Here is a 25,417-nt window from a genome sequence, read left to right on the forward strand (position 1 = left end):
AATTAAAAATATCTATAATAAAATATTTATTATAGATATTTTTAATAGCTATATATTATCATTTATTCATTTTAAATTCCCCCATAAAAAACACAGGAGACTTGAGCTCCTGTGTTTTTCTTATCTTTATTTTTCTTTTGGAGGAGCGACAGCTGGACCAGTTCTTAAGGTTTCCATAGCTGCGTCTCTTTCTTTTTGTCTTCTAATGGAGTGCAAGATAAGTGTTATTGTAACAACTGCGTATGATACGAATGTTCTTAGATATTCACCGATCATTGCGTTTCCTGTGATATTTGCTCCTGCAGTAGGCATTACTATAAACATGAGGTGGAAGAGGATTGTACCTGTCAAGGCGTTTGTAATTGTTGCCTTGGATACACTTGCACCACCGATTAATAGAGCTGCTGCTGAATATAGAGCAACTTGGTCAGCACCGTTATAGGTGTTTAAGTTACCGATATTTTGTAGGTAAATGATTTGTCCAAAAGCTGCCATAACTGTTGACATAACGACTGCTTTCTTTCTGATTTTATCTACGTTAATACCTGCGTCTTCTGCTACTTTCATGTCTTGGCCAACGGCTTTCATGTCTTGGCCTAGTTTAGTTTTTCTAAACCAAACTATAAAGAGACATACTAGAGCAATTATTATCAGGGTTAGAATTGGGATTTGAATTCCCATTATAGAAATATCTGTGCCCAAAATTCTATCAAAGAAATAGTCTGTGGCCTTTTGTGATGTAAGGTCAATAGCGTTTCTTACACCATATCCACGAGATAGGATGATGTTTGGATCTTTAAATGGAATTATGCCACCAAAGATATAAAGAACTATAAATTGGTAAACACCTGTCATAAAGAACCCGAGCATCATAGATGTAATCATTTCTCTATCTTTTGCTCTGTTTAAAACTGCCCCTGCAAACATTCCTAGAATCCAAGCGATAGGTGTGGAAATTACAGCAGCAAGTAAGATTGCTGGTAGTCCAGTCATGCCCCAGTCTTGGATAAAGATGATTGCAATTTGTCCTGCCATGGCCCCCAAGGTCATACCGAAGTTAATACCAAGTCCAGCCATAATTGGTAGGAGAAGTGATAAAACTAGAAATGCGTTTCTGGCAAATCTGGTTAGTACTTGTCCGATCAAGAACTGTGCGGTAAATCCACTGTAGTAAATGGCGATCGCACAGATTATTATAAACATAACAGGGACTGTAAATTCATTGATAAGGCTAAATTTTTTCTTTTCTTTCATTATTTAACCTCCTTCCTTGTTAGAGCGTATACAATGAGTCCGTTTGATATGATAAGTCTTAGGACTTCTGATATATCAACTTTAATAGCTTGGTTGATGACGGTTGGTGTCATTGTTAAAATTGCTTGGAACAAAAGTGTTCCGATAATTACGTTCTTAACAGTGGCTTTATTTATAGAGGCACCACCAAGTAATATTGCAGCTACGCTCGGGAAAGCAAAGGCAAGTGGAGCGTTGTACATTTGAATAAATCCAAATGCTTGTTCATAGATAACCATACCTACAGCACCTAGTGCACAGGAGAGGATAACGGAAATTGTTCTATGTTTGTTTACATCGATACCAGCTGCTTTTGCGTATTTTGGGTTTGAACCTACAGCTGTAATTGCTGAACCTTTTTTGGTTTTAAAATATAGGTAAACCAAGTAAGCAAATAAAGCAAATACTATAATCATTCCAATTGGTACAAGAGTTTTAGTTCCAAGCTCTGCATCTGATGTGACTTCAAAACCTAGGATTCTTGAAATAGCCTTGTCCCAATATGCTTTTAGAGCAATTGTGGTACGCAAGCCTTCGCCCTTGAAACCCATAACCATTTCTGGATTTGAAAATGGAAGGATTACCCACATTATATTCATGAGAGCAACAAATGAAAAGCCAACATAAGTTGCAACTATCATTTCGTCGCCTTTTACCTTGTTTAAAATAAAGCTATATCCCCAACCAAAGATGGCTCCAAAAATCATACCTAGTAGTAAAGCTACTGTAGCACCTGGAAGTCCTTTTAGGTTGAATTGTACTGATATAGCAGCGCCTAACATACCGCCAATAAGGCCAACAGGTAAACCAAAGTTTAATCCGCAGCCCGATTGGATCATAGGGATCATGGCTAGAACCATAACGGCATTCATACCAAATCTGTTGATAACATTTATAAATGCATCTGTAAGATTTACACCTATAAAGCCCCCGACTATAAATAATGCTACTATAAATAGCAGAATTATAAATCTTGGAAGGCCGAATTCTCTAAAAAAATTACGCATCTATAACCTCCTTCGGATTTGTTCCCGCCATCATAAGTCCAAAATATTCTACTGGATCGTCTGGTTTTAATTCACCAAAGACCTTGCCTTCAAATATTACTAGGATCCTATCTGCTATACTCCTGAGCTCTTCAAGTTCACTACTTACAATGCAAATTGTAGTGCCGTAGTCTTCATTGTAACCGCGCAGGGCATCTAAAACTAATTTCTTGGCTCCAACGTCAATACCCCTGGTAGGTTCACTGACGAACAAAAATTCTGGTTCAACTGCAAAGGCCTTGGCCAAGCAAACTTTTTGTTGGTTACCACCACTTAGGTTTCTAGCTTTTTCGTGTGGGCCTTGAGTCCTGATTTCTAGATTTTCAATGTATTGGTTGGCGACATCTGTAAGTGCCTTATCATCTCTAAATACAACTGGACCGATCTTCTTAGTGAATTTATCGTGGACTTGCATGGCGTCAAAGCCAATATTCCAATCGATGCCTTCATCCAATAATAGTCCCATGCCACGTCTATCTTCACTTACAAAAGCAATATGCTTTTTAAGAGTTGAACGAGTATCTTTTAAATTCAGTGGCTCGCCATTATAAATAACTTCTCCACCTGATGGATACAAGCCCATAATTCCATTTGGAATACCCAGCTTGCCTTGGCCAGCTAGACCACAGAAGCCTAGGATTTCACCTTTTTTAACTTCAAAGCTAACATCGCGAACGGTTTCACCAGGCATATCTACATAAAGATTTTTAACAGTCATAGCTGCCTCATCACCTATTTCACGATAGCTTCTTTCTTCTTTTTTACCAGTCATATCGCGGCCAACCATCCAGCTGGCAATGTCTACGATATTTAGATCTTGGTTTGGTGTGTCCTTGACGATTTCACCGTCACGGAGTACGACGATCTTATCGCATACGTCTACAACTTCGCGAAGTCTGTGGGAAATAAATATAATAGCAATACCCTTGGCAGCCAAATTTTTCATGGCTTTAATAAGTATATCTGCTTCGCTTTCTGTTAGAACAGCGGTTGGTTCGTCCATAATAATCAGCTTAACATTGTCTTTGGAAAGTTCTCTTGCGATTTCTATAAATTGCTTGTGGCCAACAGGCATATCCATAACCTTGGATTCAACTGGAATTTCAAGTCCAAGCATATCGATGGCCTTTTTGGCGCTTTCGTTCATAGAATCATATTTTAAAGTTTCCAATTTCTTACCAAACAATTTGCTAAAAAAGTTTGGCTTAGTAATTTCACGGTTTAAAAGAATATTTTCTGTAGCTGTAAAGCCAGGAATAAGTGAAAATTCTTGGTGAACCATACCTAGACCTGCCTTTAGAGCGTCGTATGGGTCTTTAAAGTTTACAACCTCTTCATCTATTAAAACTTCTCCCTCGTAGCCGCCGGTCTCATGGATAAAGCTCATACCAAAAAGAATATTCATCATGGTTGACTTACCAGCACCGTTTTCACCTACAAGGCCAAGGATTTCTCCTTCGTTTAATGTGAAGTTAACATCTTTTAAAACGTGATTACCTGAGAAACTTTTTCCAACATGTCTAAACTCTAAAACCTGTTTCATATAATCACCTTAAATATAGTAAAGGCTGACCCAGCACTTTATTTGTGAGGTCAGCCTTGGGTCCCAATTAATAATTATCTCTTTCGACTAATCACTAATTAATTTCTATTTTTTATTTTGATATTCGTCTAACATCTTGTAGATATCTGGAACTTCTTCTTTTGTCATTCCTAGATAACCCTTGCCAAGTACGTATGTGTCTTGAAGTGTTAGATAGTGATTTTTCTTTTCTTCACCGGAAACTCTGTCAATGTAAGTTGAAACGCCCCATTGTGCTCCTGGTGTGAATTCTTCGATAACTTTCTTGTAATCTTCTATTTTTTTGTAGTCAGCTGTTCCTTCAACTGTTCTCTTACCTAGTTCAGCAAGAGTTTGTGTTGTTGAGAAACCAAATGAGAATGCCCATAGACCCATGTGACCTGCAGCGCCCATTTCTACAACCTTATCTTCAACTCTCTTTAGGATTTCTGGCCAGTCACCTGCAGCGTCTTTAACGTCGATGCCGAGTGCTCCTGGATATCCAAGAATTGGTGATGGTAAGTCTTGTTCTACAAAGTATGCGCCAAGTTCAGCAACCTTTAATAGCATTGGTTCTGTATGAGCGTCGTTTGTAGCGAAGAATGCAGAGTCTTGTCCATATTGTTTAACCCAAGCTGGCATTTGTTCAAGGATAAAGTTTTGAGCTCCTGGAATACCTACGTCACTCATTGGGTCTGGTGCAGTTTCCATTACAAATTCGATACCAATCTTATCACATGTTGCTTCCATGATGTCTTTACGTAAACTTAAAAGTTCAATTGACATGTGTCTTGGGAATGTAACGTGTATAAATTTCTTAGCGCCCATTTTCTTTGCAGCAAGTGGAATCAAGTATCCTCTTGTTACGTTGTCAGGGTCAACAACTAGGTCAGCGATACCTTCGATTAAGTTTGGTTCTTCTTGAGAGTTACCTACAAAACATAAAATGTCAGGTCTTTTTTCCTTAATTTGCTTAAATGCAGCTGCTGTTCCTGGAGGGCCTTGGTTAACTACGATAACCTTCATTTTTGGATCGTCAGCAAAAGAAACGATTTGTTGAATTGTTGTTTCTTGTTCAGCTGCGTAGTTGTCTGGATAGTTTTTAAGAGTAATGTATCCGCCATCTTTAGCATCGCCGTATTTGGCTAACATAGATTCAGCACCCCTTTGTTCGTCTTCTGTTTGAGAGACTGTACCGGTGCAGATTCCGATGTGGAATGGTGCTTCTTCACCGTCTTTTTTCTCAGTATTTCCAGTTGCAGGTGCATCGCCAGCAGGCTTTTTGCCACAAGCTGCTAATGAAAATACCATAGCCATAGCTAATAAAATCGCTAATAACTTTTTCATAATATCCTCCTAATTGTTTTATTTATTATAAGTTGTCAAATTGATGGCAACATATAAACTCCATAATTTTTTACCTGTAATTTTTAAGTAGGCAAGATGAAAATCATCTCTTATAAATATCTCATCGAAACCACCTGCTAAAAATAATCTTTAATTAAAACTAGATTCTTATAAATCTTTACTTATAAACCTTTGATCGAATTCGCTCTAACAACCATATTAGATTTCCTTTTACAAAAGCCTTGCTTTAACTAACTAAATACATTATAGCACATTGAAATCATTTTGTAAATACTTTTTCAAAAATATTTTATCAATAGCTTATTAAAACTTACTCTATATCAATCTAGATTTTAATAAAAGCGTCTAGTACTTAGCATCTACCCAAAACTTTTGCAATAGTCTTAACCTTGGAATTGCAAGTATCGGGAGAACTTTACTTTAAAAAGCATTTCTTTTGTTTGTTGTCAATCTCTATATATAAAATAATATAGTTTTTGTTTATCAATCGTATAAAATAATCCAATAAGTTTTCTTCTGTAATTTATCAGATTTTTTTAATAGGAGTATGCTTTTGAACCATAATTCTCCAGCCGCAAAAGAATTTTTGACATTTAAAAACCCCACTAAATATCTAAACTTAGTGGGGTTTTATTCGTAGCAACGGTCGTTTTTGTTTGGACTCATCTCCTGGCCTCCTTAATTCTTCTGTTGTTTACTTTAAATCTTTTGATCATTCTCATCAACTCCTTTTGGATTTGACTATTCTTTTGATTTTTGATTTTTTCCTTTGCTTTTATTAATTTGTCTAGGTTCTTACTTTTATTCCCTTTTATTTGCTTTTGAATCTTTAACTCTTCTTTAAGTTTGTGGGCGTTTAATTTTTAATTTTTCGCTTCCACCTGATTTTATTCTTTAGGGAATATTTTTATTTTTCTTTTAGTTGCTACGAACTATATTATCAAGGTAGACTTTATATTTTTCTTTACATTTTTTAGATATAATAAGTTTTTCTATAAAATCTTCTTCCTTGTGGTTATTATATACCCCCATATTTTTATTTTAAACACTACATTAAAGTATTTTTTAAATAAATTAATTATTTTATAAAGTTAAGCCGTGTTTGTTGTTGCCCCAGCCCAGTCTTTTCAACGTTTATAGGATTCGAAATTTATTTTAAAAAATAAAAAATATTTTAAAATTTTTTTATTTTTATGTTTTATTTTTCAAAGTATACTTGTAAGCACCTTTATTTTATATTTTTCTATCATAATCCACTTATACTCACCCTGTTTTTCACAAATAAAAACTGCCCTTGTCCACTTGGGACTGAGCAGTTAATAATGTCCTACTTATATTTACATATTATAATAGGCTTTTGTAAGTCTGTTATTTTAAAATCTTCTTCAATAATATACAGGCTCCAGGCATTCATATCTTTTGACTCACCATTTAATTCAGCCTTGTAATCTTCCGGTGAGAAGACATATAGCTTATAGCCATCAGCTTTTACTTCCTTGGCTTCCCTCACAATTTCCATGGTCGCATTGGATCCATTTCTAACTATGAAGTTATAGTCAAGGGTGTCTAGAGAATTTTCTGAATAAGTTTTCCACCTGCCGTCGAAGTATTCCACTTCAAAGGGCTCTAAGTGGCGGTTATATAATCCCTCATACTCGACATCAATAAATCCTTGGAGTGGAAGTATATACCTTTGATAACCAGAAAAATCTGAAAAGTTTGAGCTGGTGTCTGTAAAACTTGCAGAGGATATCCTAAAATCAAAATCTCTTTTTGAAAAATCAGCACCCTCTGGCAAGATGTATAGCTGAGTGGTCTTGCCACCCGACCATTCTGTCACTTTAAAATCAGTCTTTTTAATTTCTCTCATATTAGTTTATTTTCTCCACGAATGTTTTGATAAACCAAATTGTTTGAGGTTGGTAGATAATATCTACAAGGAAAGCACCAACGATTGGTACAATCATCATAGCTTTTCTACTCATACCGTATTGTTCATTAACAGCTGTTAGGTTAACGATAGCTGTTGGAGTAGCGCCAAGTGCGTGTCCAAGTAGACCTGCACACATAACTGCTGCGTCGTAGTTTTTGCCAAGTATTCTGAATACTACAAAGTAAGCAAATAGTACCAAGAAAATTACTTGAGCAAATAGGACTACAAACATCTTGCCTGCTACGCCAAATAGTTGCCATAACATCAAGGACATCATAGCCATGGATAGGTATAAACCTAAAGCTACATCGCCAATTCCATCAACTAAACCGAAGTCGAATTTATAGAATTTGAATTTTTCATTTAAGTTTCTCAAGATAACTGCAACGAACATAGCGCCAACGTATGTTGGGAAGTCCATGTTAATAAGTTGTCCAAATTTCTTTGAAAGTACAGTTCCTAGAGCCATACAAAATAGGATAGCTGTTACGTTTTTAGTAACGTCAAGACTTGATAACTTTTGTCCAGTTGAGGCGTTGATGTTTGCAATGCTTTCATCAATATCGCCAGCGTTTTCAGATTCGTCTGGTTTTAAATTGTTTTTAACAATCAGTCTACGAGCAGTAGGGCCACCAACCATAACTGCTATAATTAAACCAAATGTTGCTGCTGCTGCACCAACTAGTGGGGCTGCTTCATAACCCATGCCAGCAAAGGTATTCCCATAGCTAAGGGCTGCTCCGTGTCCACCGATCAGTGGTATAGCACTAGTTAAAAGTGCATATGGAGCTTCAAGTCCAATTAGTTTACCAACTCCAATTCCAATTGTGTTTTGGAAAATGGAAACTACGCCTGCAACCAACCAATAAATGATTAATAAAATTCCGCCCTTCTTAAGGATAGCTAAACTTGCTCCAAGTCCAACTGTTGTAAAGAATGCAAGCATAAAGAAGCTTTGTAGGGTTGTGTCAAAGTTGAAGTAAAATGTACTAGTCAAGTGACCAATCATTGTTACAAACATAAATATGAATCCGCCAACAACAGGTGCTGGGATACAATATTTTTTTAGGAATTTGACCTTGTCCCTTACAAAATAGCCGAAAACCAATAGCAGAGCTGCCATAGCCGCTGTCATTGTCATGTCCGCATTAAAGTTTAAAATGCCGTCTATTCTTTCAATAGTCATATCTTTCCCTCCCTTTAAGTTTACCAAGCCCAAGTGTATGGACCCAGTATTTTTATCTACAACTTTACTTTAACACATTTGCTTAAAAAAATCAACAAATTTTTAACAAATAAAAAGTTATTTTGTATATTTTTTTTAAGAATTTACATTTAATTATCTTTACATAAAAAATCACAGGTAAAAATTTAATTTATATAAATCTACCTGTGAGAAATATTATCTGTCCAATTTTACTAGGGTTAAATGCAAAAATTATAAATCATTAACTATATAGTTTTCATAGAAGTATTCTGTGAACTTTCTGGCCCCACTGCCAGATAAATGCAAAACATCAAAATAATCTTTTCCTTCAAAATCAATTTCTTTAGAAACTTTTGTGAGATCGAGTAATTTTGATCCTATACTTTGTAGGTAGTCATCAAGTGGGCCTATATTTTTGTCATATAAATCCTCCAGGTATACAGGAGTTTTTAGAAAAACCACTTTTACTCCCTTTTTATTTCCATAATCATATATTTTCTTTAATACTTCATATTTTTCTTGTCTAAAATTATTGTCCCCAGCTTTTGAAACTGCAGTAGCCAAAATTTCATTGAGCTCAGGATCATCTTTGACTCCATTTTTATCATTTGTCAATTTTACAAATCCATTTAAATCGTCATGATAATCTTTCCACTTAGCAAAAATATCAGTCCTATCAAGCTCTTTCCATCTTGAATGGTATTTAATAAGCGGCATTAGGTGCTCTGCCCATTGATCTTTGGGTAGAGTTTGTTTTATCATCAAGAGTTTATTTACAGACATAGGAAAATAATCCGTATAAGAATGTGATATTCCCTCATCTACCTGATTAAATGTAAGGACATCCAAAACATCTATATAAATAAGCTTGGGACTGGATCTTTTTATGGCCTCCCTTATATAATAATAACTCGCCTCTATAGGCTGTTGCTGAGTAGCTAGCACATATGATGATAGACCCTTTTCGGCTAAAAACTCCGTGTCAAAAGAAGTATAGGCCTGAGAAGTTCCAAAAAATAGGACATCGTGCTTTTCTTTTTCATTAAAATATCCTACAATTTTATTCATCATATCCATGGGCTTGACATTGGCTTTCCTGATAAATATTAGATTCAGCCTTGCAAAAATCAGGCCAAGTATAAATAAAAAACCTATTACTTTTAAAATTCTTTTTCCTTTTTTCATCTCTTCACCTGCCTAGAATTGAAAATAAATGAATTGTATTTCACTATATCCAGGTCCATATACGCCAAAAATTACAGTTACTACTATTAAAGCAAGATATATTATCCACCTTATGTACAAGGCCTGTTTTTCTATTATATCTACAAGTTTGATTTTATTATAAGTAAATATATCTACAAAGAGTAATACTGCCAGTGCACAAAGCAAAACTCCAGCATCTTTGAGGTAGAGGGCTTTGTCAATATCGATTGTAGATCCCTGCCTCCTTAGAATTCCAAAAAGAAATTCCCCTGCTTGGCCAATATTATTGCTCCTAAATATAACAAAACTTATAATAGCTATAATAAAAGTAATCAGCCTTCTAAGGTTCCTGTAGATAAAATTATTTCTAAATTGTTTTGTAAAAGTTTTCAAACTGTCTTCTAAAATATTGAAAAAACCATGGATTAGTCCCCATAAAACAAAGGTCCAATTTGCTCCATGCCAAAGTCCACTTACCAAAAATACTACAAGAACATTAAAATGCTTCCTCAAAGACCCTCTCCTATTGCCACCCAAGGGTATATAAAGATAATCTTTAAACCAGGTTGAAAGGGAAATATGCCATCGTCTCCAAAATTCTGTAATGGATTTTGAAAGATAGGGAGCCTGAAAATTATCCATCAAATCATATCCTAAAATTTTTGCCGACCCCTTGGCGATAATTGAATAAGAGTAAAAATCGCAGTAAATTTGAAAGGAAAATAAAACTGCAGCCAATATTAAATAAATATAGGAATAGGCTTGGTATCCGCTATATATTTGGTTTACAAAAATTGCTGACCTATCTGCGATAACAAGTTTTAAGAAAAATCCCCATAGGATATATAGAAATCCCTTGGATAAATTCTCGTATCTTCTGTTTCCAAGGCTGTCTATTTGCCTCAAGAGATTTTTTGACCTCTCAATTGGACCAGCAACTAATTGTGGAAAAAAAGAGACAAAGAGGGCATAATTAATAAAATTTTTCTCGACCTCTATATCTCCCCTGTAAATATCTATTATGTATCCAAGCGCCTGAAAAGTATAAAAAGAAATCCCTACAGGAAGCAACAAGTTAAGCGGGCCAATATCTAAGTTTAAATTTAATAGGCCAAGAATTTTATTTAAAAAATTTACTGAAAATGTAAAATACTTAAAAATATAAAGTATAGAAAGATTTATAAAAAAACATAGACCAAGAAGAAATTTTTTTCTCTTGATTGAATTTTCTCTTACCATAAATTTTCCAGTAAAAAAAGTCACCACCGTGCTAAAAAGCATTAAGAGTGAATATTTAAAATTCCAGCAAGAGTAAAAGAAATAGCTCGCAGCTAATAAAAATGGCCTTTTAAACTTGTCCGCCAACAAAAAATACACCAAGCATACAATTGTGAAAAAAACAATATATAAAATTGAATTAAACTGCATAAATAATCTCCTTAAATATTTTATAATTACGAAAATTTATTTTTCCAAATGTAAATCCTTAATTTAAGAATACATTATTATAAATCCTTTTAAAATGAATCATCTTATTAAAGAGATACATTTAAATTCAGTTTCAATATACCATATACGTATAATAATATCAAGATAATTTGCAAAATAAAAATCCACAGGAAAGACTTATAAATTATATAAGTCTGCCTGTGGAAAATATTTTTATAATTATTCAGCAGCTAAGCTGTCGAAATATCCTTGGATTAAAATAATTGGTGTGCCCTTGTCTCCAGATCCACTTGTTAGATCACAAAGGCTGCCGATTAAGTCCGTAAGCTTTCTTGGTGTTGTACCAAGTCTAGCGTTTTCATCTAGGGCTTGGGCTTCCTTGTGCTTGATTGCATCTACAATCGCGTGGCTTAAATCATCGCCCTTCAAATCTTTAAAATCGTTGTCGGCCAAGTATTTTAATTTCAATTCATTAGGAACACCTTCCAATCCCTTGGTGTAGCCAGGGCTTACAACTGGGTCAGCTAGCTCCCAAATTTGTCCAACTGAGTCCTTAAAAGCACCGTCACCGTAGATCAAGCATTCAATATTTTTACCTGTTCTTTCTTTGAAGGCTGCTTGCAAGTCGTTAGCAAATTTAAATGATTCGCGTGGGAAGAGTTTAACCTTGTCTTCTGTGGCCATGTTTGCACCAAGTAGACCATATTCTTCATTATAACCGCTGCCGTCAACGCTTTCATTTAAAATATCTGCAATTGATAATACATTTGCTCCTTCAACTTCTAGAGCTTTCTTGGTCCTCTTTCTAGAATGGATATCTGCAGTCAAAACATTATTTGTATATTTTAAAATATCGGTTGGTTTATTGGAGAAAATAATTTCACATTCACAACCTTCAGCTTCAATTAAGTCGTGATAGAATTGAATGTAGTCGACATTTGTAAATGGGTGCTTGCTTCTTCCAAAAAGTTTGGTGTACTCTTCTTCGGTAAAGAGCTTACTATAATCATAAATTCCAGCCTTTTCCAATTGCTCATAGGATAGCAAGTGGTTGCCAACTTCGTCTGCAGGATATGATAGCATGAGGGTAATCTTGTCCACGCCCTTGGCTATGCCCTTCAAACAAACTGAAAACCTATTTCTACTTAAAATTGGATGGATAAGACCAATGTGGCCACCGCCAAATTTATTTCTAACATCCTTGCCAATTTGATCGGTAGTTGCATAGTTGCCTTGGCTCCTAGCAAGTACTGCTTCGGTTACACCTACTATATCTCTATCGTGCAAGGGGATATTATCAGCAGCAACAGCATCCATTACTGAGTTTAATACAATATTAACCAGGTCATCGCCTTGTTTAATAATTTTAGTCCTAATTCCTCTTGAGACAGTTCCAACAAATCTTGACATAATATCCTCCTTATATATCTAGTACCTTTGTTTCGGTAACTATGGTTTGCACTTTTTGATCATATTCATCTGGTGCTAACTTCTCAGTGCGTTGAATATCATAACAGATACCAACTGTTTTAGCATCAGACCTAAGCTCAGGAAGCAGTCTATCGTAATAACCGCCACCATAGCCAATCCTATAACCAAAATCATCAAAAACAGCTCCAGGAACAATGCAAAGATCAATTGCCTCTGGGCCAACAATATTTTCCTCTTTAACTTCTGGTTCCAATATGCCCATGTAGCCCTCTTTGAGTTCCAAAAAACTCCTTATTTCGCAAAGGACCAAGGTGTTTGTAGCTTTATCTACAACTGGCACCAAAACTCTCTTGCCCCGTCTGAGTGACTCCTCTATAAAGTCATGAGTGTCAACTTCTGACCTAAAGCTTACAAATGAACAAATTGTATTTGCATGCATGTAGGATTTTAAACTGAGTAACTTGTCTAAAATTTTCTCATCAGCTTCAAACTTATATTCAGAATCAAGTTGGTCTCTTTTTTTCAAAAAAGATTCTCTTAGCTGTTTCTTATCCATAATGTTCACCTCGACTATATTATACTACATCTGAGGGAATTTTAACAGTAGCGACAAAAATTTTTTTGAAAAGAAAAAGCACCTGCATCTATAAAAGAGCAAGCGCTGAATATATTTTCTTTAATCACTTAGATTAAATTATATGAAATTTTATCCCGGAAAAGCGAGTGAGCCTGGTGCCTTTGGATCAAACTTTTTGTATACAAAGGTTTGTCCTTGATAGAAGGAATAAATTTCTCCTGTGTACTTGTCTACATAAAAATCATAGACAACAGGGATTACATAATATCTATCATTTTCAGCTTTGACTTCTAGGCCTTCGTTGATTTTAATTCTCCATTCATCTTCACGGCTTGGATTCATCCTATCGATGCTATCATCTGGAGCCTTGTATTTTTTGTTGAAGTTGGCCTTGTAGGCAACTTTTAATTCATCTTGAACTTTTTTGATGGCCTCTTCTTTTGTAAGAGCTTTCTTATTTGTGTCATACTTGTAAACCATTAGCTGTTGGTAAAGTGGAATTACTGGGAATTCATCAACCTTAACCTTCTTGCCATTTGTATAGGTTACTGTATAGCCATAGGCTTCAAAAAATGACTTTACAGGAAGGTAAACGGTTCTGCCATCACGAACAGGTTTACCAGCCATAAATTCTGATTTAGCATTGATTTCATAGCTTCCGTCATTTAGCCTAAAGGTCACTCCTGGTAGGCCTTTTTTCTTGTCAGCCTTTAAATTAAATTCATCGCCATTTTTTTCAGAAACCACAAGTTTTGCACCAACGATTTCTGCAAACTTTTCGGCAGGTATCATAGCCGAACCGTCAATGGCTTTGATGTCTGGATTTTTAATTACAGACCCATTTACAATAAGAAACATAGGAGCTGGATTAGAGAGTCCAACCCTGTCATTATCAGCAAACTTTATATAGCTGTCAGCTGTGTCCGTATTAATTTCAATTCCGTCTAGGTTAGTAGAATCTAAATCTGACTTTGTCTTTGGTCTAAAAATAATAAATAGGGCTAGTATTAAAATTACTGCCAATACCAAATAAACTTCTTTTCTAAGCCTCATCCTTTTCCTCCTCTTGTTTTCCATCTAAAACTTGCTTGGGCTTGGTCATAAAAATCTTGACCTTTTTTATCCGCCTGTCTTCAACTTCCAAAATTTTAATTCTTATTCCGTCGTAGTCAATCATATCGACCTTGTTATCTTCAGGTATAAAGCCAAGCCTGCTGATAATAAAGCCCGCAATTGTGTCATAGTCGTCCGTATCGTCCGGGAGATTTATCCCCAGCATATCGTTTACATCCTTTATACTTGTAGTTCCTTGGATAACCGCTGTATTTTGCGTGAGCTCGTACCAGTCTGGTTCGTCATCGTCAAACTCGTCATCAATCTCACCCATAATTTCCTCAGTTAAATCTTCCATTGTAAGTATACCCGAAAATCCACCATATTCATCCATCAAAACCGCCATATGTTTATTGGACCTTTGCATTTCTTGGAATAAAATGTGAATATTTTTTCTCTCAGGCATAAAATAGGCAGGTTTAATCAGGCGTTTTAAATCAATATTGTCAAACCCCTTTTTGTAAGCCATAGCCAAAAAGTCTTTCAAGTAAAGAACTCCCACAATGTTATCTATGTCTTCATCATAAACGGGAATCCTCGAATACCTATGATTAACCAAGTCATCCAAGTATTCTTCTGGCTCTGCATTAATATCGATCATAAAGACTTCAGTACGCGGGGTCATAATTTCTTCGGCTACGGTTTCGTTAAATTCCATAACCCCTTCTATCATTTCCTTCTCAGCAGTATTTATAATCCCTTGCTTCTCACCGACTTCAACCAAAACTTTTATCTGATCAATAGTAACCTTGCTAGTAACCTTTGGCAGGCCAATTAGTTTGGCAAAGAAATTGCTCAAAGTCACATGGAGCTTGTGAATTGGCTCCATGATAATCATCTTTATAACCAAGAAAAATTGCAAGGTTCTCAAGCTTTGGTTTGGCCTATAAGCCCCATACCTATCTGCAAATTCAATTGTAATTAAATTATATATAAACATGGCGGCTATGGTTGAGCAAATAAAAATTGAAATATCTATTGCCCTATCAAAATCAGCCTTGTCCAAATTCCTAATCACCAGAGCTGTAAAAACCATAACAAAAATTATCTTTAAAAGCTCGTAATTGAGCTGAAGTTTAGAAATTACATTTTCTCTGTTCTTAATTTGGTACTGAAGTCTCTCATCTAACTTAGTAGAATCCGAAGTCATAACCGCTGTTCTTAACATCCTCGTGATTATTGAAAGCACTAGGATAACAAATAGTGAAATCAAATACCCCGTACTCGATCCTGGGTCCATTATCTTTTATCTCCTTTTAATATGTCTCTAATTCTAAGTGATGCCTTGCCGTCTCCGTATGGATTTACAGCGTGGCTCATCTTCTCGTACTCGCTACCCATTTGCAGGAGCTCGTCTAAATTTTCATAAATTGCCTGGTATTCATTGCCCACCAGCTTACAAGTGCCAGCTTCAATGCCCTCTGGTCTCTCAGTTTCCCGTCTGATTACCAAAACTGGTTTTCCAAAGCCCGGTGCCTCCTCTTGAAGGCCACCCGAGTCTGTGACCACCATATCCACTTGATTTATCAGGTGAACCATGTCGTAGTAGCTGATTGGTTCAATCAAAGTAAAGTTGTCGCTCGGGGCCAAATATTTGTCTGCAGCCTCCCTAATCCTTGGTGTCAAGTGCATAGGAAAGATCACATGGGCATCATTTTTTACAGCAGCGTCTCTAATCGCCGTAAAAATTTCCTCTAAATTATCTTGGTTTTCCCTGCGATGGGCTGTCATCAAAACTTTTTTGCCAGCTGGCAGATTGTTTAAAAATTCATTTTTAAATTTATAGTCTTCACGGTAGCTTAGCTGAAGTGCATCTATTACAGTATTACCCGTTACAAATATAGAATTCTCATCTATGCCATCGTGAATTAAATTTTCCCTGGCTGCTTCAGTTGGTGCGAAATTTAAGTGGGCAATTTGACTGACCATCTTGCGGTTTGCCTCTTCAGGATAAGGGCTGTAAATATTTTCTGACCTTAAACCTGCTTCAATGTGGCCCACCTTAATCTTGTTGTAGAAGGCCCACAGGGCTCCTGCAAAGACAGTTGTGGTGTCGCCTTGGACTAAGCAGTAGTCAAAGTCGCGTTCCTCCAAAGTATCAAGCGCTTCAAGGGCGTGGGATGTAATTTTTGAAAGGCTCTGCCCGTCTTCAAAAATCCTTAAATTTATATAATCGTCAATGCCAATATCTTCGATCATCATATCCAAAAGCTCCCTGTGCTGACCAGTAAAGACCACTCGCACATCAAAGTCCTCGTCTTCTCTGAGGGCTTTAATAACTGGGAAACATTTAATTATCTCCGGCCTTGTGCCGATTATCATTAAAACTTTTATCAAACTATTCTCCTTTTTGCCTATCCTTGTCCCCTTTAAAAAATCCAAAGAGAAAACCAAAGAGCAATACAATTACAAAGGCTAAAACTGCAATTATAATTGCCATCGATGGTTCAACCTCAGATATAACGAAGCCGAGGATTGAAAACAAAATGCTAATAACATATAAAATCAAAACGGTTTGCCTGACGGAAAAACCCTTTTGAACTAGCCTATGGTGAAGATGGCCCTTGTCGGCTGTCATTATTTTTTGATTGTTTGCCATCCGCCTTACAATTGCAAAAAGCGTATCAAAAACTGGTAGGGCCAAGATAAATATTGGAATTATTATACTCATGGCGGCTACTGATTTGACAACGCCTTCTACCGATATGCATGCCAGCATGTAACCGAGTAATAAGGCTCCTGTGTCTCCCATAAAAATTTTTGCTGGATTAAAATTATAGGGCAAAAATCCCAGTGCAGCCCCAGCCAAAGCCAAGGCAACTTGCGGTACGAAAGAAACAGTTTCCGATGCAAAGTAAAAGGTCAGGGCAGATATAGCAGAAAGACCTGCACACAAGCCGTCTAGTCCATCTACAAAGTTAAGGGCGTTGGTAACTCCAACTATCCAAAACATTGTAAGGATTGGTCCAACAATTCCCATATTGATTATCTGACCTACATGGAAGGGGTTTGAAATCATATTAATGCTGATCCCCCCATAAATGGCAAGGCCAGCAGCGATTATTTGACCCAGCATCTTGTGCAAGGGTTTTATATTTTTTATATCGTCAATCAGACCTGTTATAGCAATTACAGTCGCTCCCGCGAGCATAAAGGCGAGTTTTCTAGACATGGGAACAAAGATCAATGTCACTGCCATAAGGGAGATAAAGATACTTATCCCACCCACTGTTGGCACAGCATCCTTGTGCATCCTACGATTGTCCTTGGGCACATCCACCAGGCCAAATTTTTTTGAGGCATAAATATTAAATGGCAGTAAAACAAAAGATGTAAGTGCCGCCACTAATAAAATGTAAAAATCACTCATTATTTTGTACCGAAGAGCCTATCTCCTGCGTCTCCAAGTCCAGGTATAATATACTTGTGGTCATTTAATCTTTCGTCAATTGAAGCTACAAAAATATCTACGTCAGGGTGAGCTTTTTGTACAGCTTCAATGCCCTCTGGAGCTGCAATAATATTTGCAAGCTTGATGGACTTAACACCCATTTCTTTGAGCTCATTTATAGCATCAATTGCAGATCCACCTGTTGCGAGCATTGGGTCTATAACAATAATTTGTCTCTTGGTTACGTCCTCTGGCATCTTGCAATAATAAGTAACAGGCTTAAAAGTTTCTGGGTCCCTGTACATTCCAATGTGACCAACCTTTGCAGCTGGGATTAAATTTAAAAATCCATCTACCATGCCAAGGCCAGCTCTTAAAATTGGAACGATGCCGATTTTTTTGCCAGAAATCATATTGACTTCAGCATCTCCCATTGGGGTTTTTATTGTTCTTTTTTCCAGTGGCAAATCACGTGTTACCTCGTAACCCATAAGCATGGTAATTTCAGTAACCAATTCTCTAAAGTCTTTGGCACCTGTGTTTACATTTCTAAGTATAGCTAGCTTGTGTTGAACTAGCGGATGATTGCATTCTATAACTCTGCCCATTATCTTTCCTCCATTTTTGAAATTTTATCAATACGCTTTTGATGACGGTCTCCTTGGAATTCTGCTTGTAAAAAGCTCTTTACTATATCAATTGCTAGGTTTGGTCCAATGGTCCTGCCACCCATGGCTATGCAGTTGGCGTTGTTGTGTTCCTTGGCCATCTTGGCTGAGTAGCCCTCAGTCAAAAGTGCGCACCTAATGCCCTTTACCTTGTTGGCTGCAATCGAGATGCCAATACCTGTTCCACAAAATAACATGCCCAGGTCCACATCTCCTGCCACTATAGCCTCACAGGCCTTTTTTGCATAATCAGGATAATCTACCCTTTCGCCTTCAAAAGATCCATAGTCAAAGCATTCGTATCCCATGTCTGCCACGGCTTTCATAACTTCTTTTTTGAGCTCGTATCCACCGTGATCGCTAGCAAATCCAATCTTCATCCTTGTCCTCCATAACTTTTCCTGAGGCTGACTTTTTCATTCTGTTGAACAAAGCCTCGCCAATGCCTTCCTTCGAAAATCCTTGTATAACAATCATATCTCCATCCATCATGTCAGCGTCCCTCAGTGATTTAAAATAATGTTTGGCTGCCTGGTCTGGATCAAAATATGAACCAATTACTATATTCTCTTTGGCTTGATATTTATTTTCCTCTGCTGATATAAAAATCGCATTGGGTTTTATTTTTTCCAAAAGCTGGTCTGCATCATCTGGCTTCATATCCAGTAAAACCGTTGGCTTCTTGGCCATATAATGTCCATACTTTTGCCCCGGGCTCCTTACAACAGTCTTATCGACCGCTCCCACAATAACATCTCCGACCACGCGTTTTATATCATTTTCGTCAATCTTGCCTGGTCGTAAAATTTGTGGCGGATACGAAGTGCAAAGTATAACCGTGCTTTCTATACCAATATCTGTCTCGCCTCCTTCAAAGACGTAGACATCCTTGTCCTTTAAGTCATTGTAGCAGTCGCGAAAATTGGTTGGACTTGGCCGGCCAGATAAATTTGCCGATGGAGCCGCAATTGGAACCCCGGCTTCAGCAATTATTGCTTGGGCAATTTTGTGATTTGGAAATCTAATTGCAACTGTATCCAGACCAGCTGTTGTAGTCCGTGGAATTTCAGCCTTGGCCTTTAAGATTATACTCATGGGCCCCGGCCAAAATGCATCCATTAATTCATTTACATATTCGGGAATCTCTTCAGCTATATCAGTCAGCCAAGACTTATCTGCTATGTGCAAGATCAGCGGATTATCCTGGGGCCTGCCCTTAGTTATAAAAATATTTTTTACCGCTTCTTCATTTAAGCCGTTGGCGCCCAGGCCGTAAACAGTTTCGGTTGGAAAGGCTACAAGTCTGCCTTCACGCAAAAGCTTACCAGCCTTTTTTATCCCCTCTTCGTCATTTGTAATAATAGACATCTTAAAAATCTACCTCGTCAAATCTCCTCAAATTTTGTTTTTCTATAATGTTAATTAACTTGCCTGGGTACTTGGAGTCCGTTGCATAACCTGCACGCCTAATTGCCCACGCACCCCTAATTGGGTCGTACATAACATCTCTAAATATTTGATAGCGTTCTTTCTTTAAAAGTAAATCGTTGTGGTCATTCCATGATTCATTCAGAGTATTGTAGGCCCTAAAGTTATCATCAATCCTGTATTTTACACCGTTGTATTCTTCCCATGTGTTTGAAAGAACAGACCCATTTGAGGACTTGCCCTTGATACCAAAGAGGTTTCTGGAAAGTTTACCTGTGTATTTGTCAACTGGCACATATTGTCCCCAACCGGTTTCCAAGATTCCTTGGGCCATTTGTATGGAGGCTGCCATATTGTATTTGTTAAAAGTATCCACAGCCATCTTTGAAAAGACATTTATAAATTCGTCTTTTTGAACAACTGGGCGTGGTCCAAAGGTCTTTGCATTGTGAATTTTAACATTCACAGCTTCGCTCTTAACCTTGCCTCCTGCTGTATCAACCTCTGCGTAGACCTTGTACTGGCCATCTTTTTTGCCAGCAGGATTAAAGTCAATTTTGCCCTTTAAAATTCCGTCTACAACGAAATTTTCAGGTCCATAAAATACATATCTCACTGCAGAGTGGTCGATGTTGCTGTCATATTTTAATTCGATTGGCTCTGAGATTACAGCATTTGGTCCAAGGCCTTGAAGAAGCAATCTGGAGCCAGGAATAATATTCACATTTATCCTATCAGTTGACATAGTTGTGCCGTCTGGCAAATCAACTTCTGCACGCAGATAATAAGATCCGCCTAGGTCAGCTGCCGGATTAAATATATGGGCCCCGTATGGCTTTTCTTCCAATAGGCTTTCCCCTGCACCATTGCCCAGATAATATCTGGTAGATTTTACATCAAAATTTCTGTTTACATTTACATTAAAAGTCCTGTCAATCTTTTGACCAGCCTTGATACCAGTTAAGCTAAGTTTTTTAGGTGTGGTCAGATTAAAGGAAATGGAATTTGATAAATAATTGTTGCCAGCCATGTCCACAGCATTCATAGTTACCATAACGCTCTTGGACTCTCCACCATTTAGTGTGAGTGCCCATGAAGCATAAGGATCTCTATCGTCATAGGTTGTAGCAACATTTGTAGCGAGATCAGTCACCGTATATGAAACTGTCTTTGCCACAAAGTTTATGCTAGGAGTGATTTCAACATAGTCGTTGTTGTCGCTGCCTTCTCCTGGCCCTGTAATTTGAACACGGGGCATAATTTTGGTTTGGACTTTCTTTCCCCTGCCCGCAACAATATTTCCGTTGGCATCATAGCTTACAAGGGCTAAGATTTTAAAAGACGAAGTCTCCCATGGCAAATATTTTACAGTCATAGTATTTGAAATGTCGTTAACCAATCCCTTTCTAGTAATGGGATCGATTACAAATAATTTTGTGGTCTTAATTCTTGGAGCCAAATTTGATCCAGCCTCTGCAGTTAATGTGATCGCATCAGTCACTTGGTCAGTAAGGCCATTAACAGAATACTTATCGGCTGGGTTTTGACTGCCGTTTTTTATGGTAACTGTATTGGTTTGAAAATCGTAGCCAACAAAAAGGTCAAAGGCCTCTGCAACTGCACGTACAGGCACGTAAGTCCTATCGTTTTTTGCAATAGCCTTGACGTCTGAAATAATAAATTCTCCATTTGATTTTTCAATGAGGGAGCTATTTATTCTAAGCTTTACTTTTTTCTCACCTTCTGAAATAACAACTTCTTTTAAAGCTTCGTTATAAGTTACTTCTTTGCCCAAGGCTTCAGAAACAAATCTAATTGGAACCATTACCCTGTCGTTTACAATTAGGCTCTGGCTTTTATCTGATATATCTTGTTCATTAACTAGGATTGTGAGCTTGCGTGCATGGGCGTTGGTGGTCAAAATAATTACTGCAAATACAAGCATTAATCCTGAAAAAAATCTCTTCATAGTATTCTCCTTTCATGTAAATACATCTCCTTATAGTATATACAAATCAGGCATTTTTTTCAAGTTTTGCTAGACAAAAGTCCATGGATTTTACCAATAAAAAAGAGGAGATAAAAATCTCCTCTCATCAATTAAAAATTTTAAATTTTATTTGCTGATGAATTTTAATTCATCATTTTCTACATCGATTACAACCTTGGTGTTTTCCAAGATGTCGCCCTTGATAATGGCCTTAGCAAGTGCGGATTCCAGATTTTGATTCATAAATCTCTTGATCGGCCTTGCCCCATAAGCTGGGTCGTAGGCAGATTCAATAATGAAATCTTCACATGCATCTGTAATTTCAAGTGTAATGTTCCTGTCCTTTAGACGTAAATTGATATTTGCAAGCTCAAGGTCAATGATGGCCTTCATATTGTCTCTTGTAAGTGGCTTAAACATTACAATGTCGTCAATTCTGTTTAAAAACTCTGGCCTAAAGGAAGCTTTTAGAGCATCGTTTACTTGGTCTTCGGCTTCTTTTGAAATTTCGCCGTTTGCGTCAATGCCGTCTAGCAAATATCTGGACCCAATATTTGAAGTCATAATCAAAATCGTATTGGTAAAGTCGACCACCCGGCCACGGTTATCAGTTAACCTGCCGTCGTCAAGAACTTGCAAGAGCAGATTGAAAACATCCGGATGGGCCTTTTCAATTTCGTCAAACAAAACTACTGAGTATGGTCTCCTGCGAACAGCCTCTGTGAGTTGGCCGCCTTCTTCGTAGCCAACATATCCTGGAGGCGCACCAATTAGACGAGATACTGAAAACTTTTCCATATACTCACTCATATCGATACGGACCATATTCTTTTCATCATCAAAAAGATATTCTGTAAGGGCCTTTGAGAGTTCCGTCTTACCAACACCAGTTGGACCGAGGAAGATAAAAGAACCCACAGGACGATTTTGATTTTGCAATCCTGCCCGCGACCTTAAAATTGCATCAACAATTGCATCTACTGCCTTGTCTTGACCGATAACCCTCTTGTGGAGTTCGTCACCTAAGTTCAAAAGCTTATCCTTGTCGGTTTGCGAAAGCTTGCTAACAGGTATACCTGTCCATTCGTTTACAACTTTTGCAATTTCGTTTTCAGTGACTTCGACATTGAGCATAAGGTCACCGGATTCTTTTTCATTTAATTCCTTTAACTCTTGTTCAAGTCTTGGGAGTTCACCATATTTTAACTCTGAAATCTTTTCTAGATTATAATTTCTTTCTTCGCGTTCGATTTCAGTTTTGACTTGGTCGATCTTGGCCTTAAGCTCTTTGGACTTTTCAATCTCAGCCTTCTCTGCTTCCCACTTGTCTCTTAGGACTTGGTGTTTTTCCTTGTCAGCCTTCAACTCACCTTCCAAAATTTCAAGACGCTTCTTGCTCTTGTCGTCTGTTTCTTTTTTCAAAGCTTGAGCTTCGATTTCCAATTGCAAAATTTTTCTTTCCAGCTCATCAATTTCCACCGGGCTCGAATCAATTTGTGTCCTAACCATGGCGCAGGCCTCGTCCATTAGGTCGATGGCCTTGTCCGGTAAAAACCTGTCCGTTATATAGCGGTTGCTCATTGTGGCAGCTGCAATTACTGCCCCGTCTGAAATTCTAATCCCGTGGTGGACTTCATATTTTTCCTTGATTCCCCTTAAAATTGAAATCGTATCTTCAACCGTCGGCTCGCCAACGTAAACTTTTTGGAAACGCCTTTCAAGGGCTGGATCTTTTTCTATATATTGCCTGTACTCATCCAAAGTCGTGGCGCCAATCATGTGGAGCTGACCACGAGCCAGGAGCGGCTTTAACATATTGCCGGCATCCATGGACCCTTCGGTCTTGCCAGCGCCAACTATAGTGTGGATTTCGTCCACAAATAAAATAATTTGGCCGTCTGATTTTTCAACTTCATTTAAAACGGTCTTTAATCTTTCTTCAAATTCGCCCCGATACTTGGCCCCTGCAATGAGGGCCCCCATATCGAGCTCATAAATTGTCTTATCCCTCAAACCTGTTGGCACGTCGTTTTTAACAATTCTTTGGGCAAGCCCTTCGATAATTGCAGTTTTACCTACGCCGGGTTCGCCAATTAAAACAGGATTGTTCTTGGTCCTTCTTGAAAGGATTCTAATTACGTCTCTAATCTCATCATCACGGCCAATTACAGGATCCATCTTACCGGATTTTGCCTCTTCAACCAGATCTCTGCCAAATCTTTGAAGGGCATCCATGGTTGATTCAGGATTATCTGTATTTATATTTTGATTTCCTCTAATATCCATAAGCACCTCCAAAATCTTATTTTTATCTACATTATATTTATTTAAAATCTTTTTTATGTCTGGAGATTTTTCAACCATCGCCAGCAAAATATGTTCCAGGCTCAAATAGGAATCCCTAAAGTCCGATCTGATATTGTCGGCCTGACCCAAAACATCTGACATCTCTTTTGACATGTAGGCGTTAACCTCTGAAGCCTGTGGGAGTTTCATAATCTCCGCCTTGACATCTGCCTCCAAAGCTTTTGCGTCTACATCCAGTTTATTAAAAATTAAATTTACCACCGAGTCGCCATTTAACATTGCCAAAAGCAAATGCCAGGTCGAAATTTCAGGATTTTTATATTCCTTTTGATATTCAACGGATTTATTAATGGCCTCGATGGTTTTAATAGTCATCTTGTCGTTCATATTCATCTTATTCACCCAACTTTCTTAACAAATCCTCCTTTTCTTTGGAAAGATTAGTCGGATTTACAATATTTACTACGGCGTAAAAGTCGCCCGTGTTTTTCTTTAAATCAACAAAACCCTTGCCCTTTAGCTTAATCTTTTTTCCAGTTTGCATATTAGGCGGAGTCTTTAATTTAATCTTGGTTCCCAAAATATCAATTTCTTTTTCTACTCCAAAATAAGCTTCCCACGGATAGAGTTCAATATCCTCGTAAATATCCAAGCCCTTCAGCTCATAAGGATAAGGATTTACCTTAACTTTAAATAAAATATCCTTGTCTATGCCCCACTTGCTGCCGCGGACACGAATTTTTTTGCCATCGGTTATGCCGCGTGGAACCTTTACTTCGATATTTTTAACTTGACCACCAACATCTAGGCTGAGTCTCTTAGTCGTCCCAGTCATGGCCTCATAAAGGGTGACGTCCAGGTCCATCTCATAATTTTGTGGACCCCGACTTGACCGCCTGCCGCCGCCAAACAAGTCTTCAAAACCAAAGCCAGAGCCAGAGGATGTATAAGTCCTTGAGCCGCCTCCGCCGCCAAAGAACATATTAAAGAAATCGCTGAAGTCTGCATTGCCCGATCCACTAAAGCCACTGTAGCCGTAAGCATTTGGATCAAAGTTTTGTCCGCCGGTAAAATTATTTGTCGTACCAAAACGATCGTAAGTTTTACGCTTCTTTTCGTCGCTTAAAACTTCGTAAGCCTCGTTAATCTCCTTAAATTTTTGTTCTGCTTCCGCATTGTCCGGATTTAAATCCGGATGATATTTTTTTGCCAGCTTTCTAAAGCTGGATTTTATTTCATCAGCTGTGGCATTCTTATCCACGCCTAAAATTTTATAATAATCTTTATACTCCATAAATTCACTTCCTTTTTCGTCTTTGACCTTTCTTGACCTACAATTATTATACCCAGCCCACACGCTTTTAAACAATTTATATTTTCTTTTTAAAATTTCTTGCAGGCTCTAATTATTGAAAAAATTACAGAAAAATTTTAAAATTAATTTAATTT

At 37.4% G+C, this 25,417-nt stretch carries 20 protein-coding genes; all 20 read right to left on the reverse strand.

The features are described 5' to 3' along the window. Positions 1–126 precede the first annotated feature (126 nt). The 20 genes from AC6FXG_RS06070 to AC6FXG_RS06165 all read right to left on the reverse strand — a co-directional run bounded on the left by AC6FXG_RS06070 (position 127) and on the right by AC6FXG_RS06165 (position 25,262). Positions 127–1,254 carry an ABC transporter permease subunit gene (locus AC6FXG_RS06070; RefSeq protein ID WP_500571959.1) on the reverse strand — a complete coding sequence of 376 codons (1,128 nt, stop codon included), beginning with the start codon at positions 1,252–1,254 and terminating at the stop codon, positions 127–129. After that, a complete protein-coding gene (locus AC6FXG_RS06075; RefSeq protein ID WP_500571960.1) occupies positions 1,254–2,300 on the reverse strand; it encodes an ABC transporter permease subunit in 1,047 nt (348 codons plus the stop codon). Before AC6FXG_RS06075 ends, AC6FXG_RS06070 begins: the two co-directional genes overlap by 1 nt. Then, on the reverse strand, positions 2,293–3,882 hold the full coding sequence (locus tag AC6FXG_RS06080) for a sugar ABC transporter ATP-binding protein (RefSeq protein ID WP_500571961.1): 1,590 nt from the start codon (positions 3,880–3,882) through the stop codon (positions 2,293–2,295). Before AC6FXG_RS06080 ends, AC6FXG_RS06075 begins: the two co-directional genes overlap by 8 nt. A 105-nt stretch (positions 3,883–3,987) precedes the next feature. After that, positions 3,988–5,247 (reverse strand): DUF3798 domain-containing protein, encoded by a 1,260-nt coding sequence (locus tag AC6FXG_RS06085; RefSeq protein ID WP_500571962.1) that lies wholly within the window; start codon positions 5,245–5,247, stop codon positions 3,988–3,990. 1,348 nt (positions 5,248–6,595) lie between these two features. Further along, positions 6,596–7,138, reverse strand: a complete 543-nt coding sequence (locus AC6FXG_RS06090) for a HutD family protein (RefSeq protein ID WP_500571963.1) — start codon at positions 7,136–7,138, stop codon at positions 6,596–6,598. 1 nt (position 7,139) lies between these two features. Further along, positions 7,140–8,387 (reverse strand): sodium/glutamate symporter, encoded by a 1,248-nt coding sequence (gltS, locus tag AC6FXG_RS06095; protein ID WP_500571964.1) that lies wholly within the window; start codon positions 8,385–8,387, stop codon positions 7,140–7,142. Between the two features lie 252 nt (positions 8,388–8,639). Then, positions 8,640–9,593, reverse strand: a complete 954-nt coding sequence (locus tag AC6FXG_RS06100; protein ID WP_500571965.1) for a hypothetical protein — start codon at positions 9,591–9,593, stop codon at positions 8,640–8,642. A gap of 12 nt (positions 9,594–9,605) precedes the next feature. Beyond that, a complete protein-coding gene (locus tag AC6FXG_RS06105; protein ID WP_500571966.1) occupies positions 9,606–11,042 on the reverse strand; it encodes an MBOAT family O-acyltransferase in 1,437 nt (478 codons plus the stop codon). A 240-nt stretch (positions 11,043–11,282) separates the two neighbouring features. Next, positions 11,283–12,473, reverse strand: a complete 1,191-nt coding sequence (locus tag AC6FXG_RS06110) for a coenzyme F420-0:L-glutamate ligase (protein WP_500571967.1) — start codon at positions 12,471–12,473, stop codon at positions 11,283–11,285. A gap of 10 nt (positions 12,474–12,483) precedes the next feature. Then, the gene (locus tag AC6FXG_RS06115; protein WP_075574696.1) at positions 12,484–13,050 is read right to left on the reverse strand and encodes a 5-formyltetrahydrofolate cyclo-ligase; all 567 of its coding nucleotides are present in this window, start codon (positions 13,048–13,050) and stop codon (positions 12,484–12,486) included. Between the two features lie 150 nt (positions 13,051–13,200). Then, entirely contained in the window at positions 13,201–14,124 is a 924-nt protein-coding gene (locus AC6FXG_RS06120) for a stalk domain-containing protein (RefSeq protein WP_500571968.1), read from the reverse strand. Next, positions 14,114–15,424 (reverse strand): hemolysin family protein, encoded by a 1,311-nt coding sequence (locus AC6FXG_RS06125; RefSeq protein WP_500571969.1) that lies wholly within the window; start codon positions 15,422–15,424, stop codon positions 14,114–14,116. Before AC6FXG_RS06125 ends, AC6FXG_RS06120 begins: the two co-directional genes overlap by 11 nt. Next, positions 15,424–16,521, reverse strand: coding sequence for a non-hydrolyzing UDP-N-acetylglucosamine 2-epimerase (wecB, locus tag AC6FXG_RS06130; RefSeq protein WP_500571970.1), 1,098 nt, complete (start codon positions 16,519–16,521; stop codon positions 15,424–15,426). Before wecB ends, AC6FXG_RS06125 begins: the two co-directional genes overlap by 1 nt. A 1-nt stretch (position 16,522) precedes the next feature. Further along, positions 16,523–17,554 carry a glycosyltransferase family 4 protein gene (locus AC6FXG_RS06135; protein WP_500571971.1) on the reverse strand — a complete coding sequence of 344 codons (1,032 nt, stop codon included), beginning with the start codon at positions 17,552–17,554 and terminating at the stop codon, positions 16,523–16,525. Then, a complete protein-coding gene (upp, locus tag AC6FXG_RS06140) occupies positions 17,554–18,183 on the reverse strand; it encodes a uracil phosphoribosyltransferase (protein WP_075574692.1) in 630 nt (209 codons plus the stop codon). Before upp ends, AC6FXG_RS06135 begins: the two co-directional genes overlap by 1 nt. Further along, positions 18,183–18,623 carry a ribose 5-phosphate isomerase B gene (gene rpiB, locus AC6FXG_RS06145; protein ID WP_500571972.1) on the reverse strand — a complete coding sequence of 147 codons (441 nt, stop codon included), beginning with the start codon at positions 18,621–18,623 and terminating at the stop codon, positions 18,183–18,185. Before rpiB ends, upp begins: the two co-directional genes overlap by 1 nt. Next, positions 18,604–19,611: an L-threonylcarbamoyladenylate synthase gene (locus AC6FXG_RS06150; RefSeq protein ID WP_500571973.1), complete on the reverse strand. Its 1,008-nt coding sequence runs from the start codon at positions 19,609–19,611 to the stop codon at positions 18,604–18,606. Before AC6FXG_RS06150 ends, rpiB begins: the two co-directional genes overlap by 20 nt. A gap of 1 nt (position 19,612) precedes the next feature. Next, positions 19,613–21,640: a stalk domain-containing protein gene (locus AC6FXG_RS06155; protein WP_500571974.1), complete on the reverse strand. Its 2,028-nt coding sequence runs from the start codon at positions 21,638–21,640 to the stop codon at positions 19,613–19,615. Positions 21,641–21,787: 147 nt separating this feature from the next. Then, positions 21,788–24,361 carry an ATP-dependent chaperone ClpB gene (gene clpB / locus AC6FXG_RS06160; RefSeq protein WP_500571975.1) on the reverse strand — a complete coding sequence of 858 codons (2,574 nt, stop codon included), beginning with the start codon at positions 24,359–24,361 and terminating at the stop codon, positions 21,788–21,790. 1 nt (position 24,362) lies between these two features. Beyond that, a complete protein-coding gene (locus tag AC6FXG_RS06165; RefSeq protein WP_500571976.1) occupies positions 24,363–25,262 on the reverse strand; it encodes a DnaJ domain-containing protein in 900 nt (299 codons plus the stop codon). Positions 25,263–25,417 lie beyond the last annotated feature (155 nt).

This window comes from Ezakiella massiliensis (genome assembly GCF_059862345.1).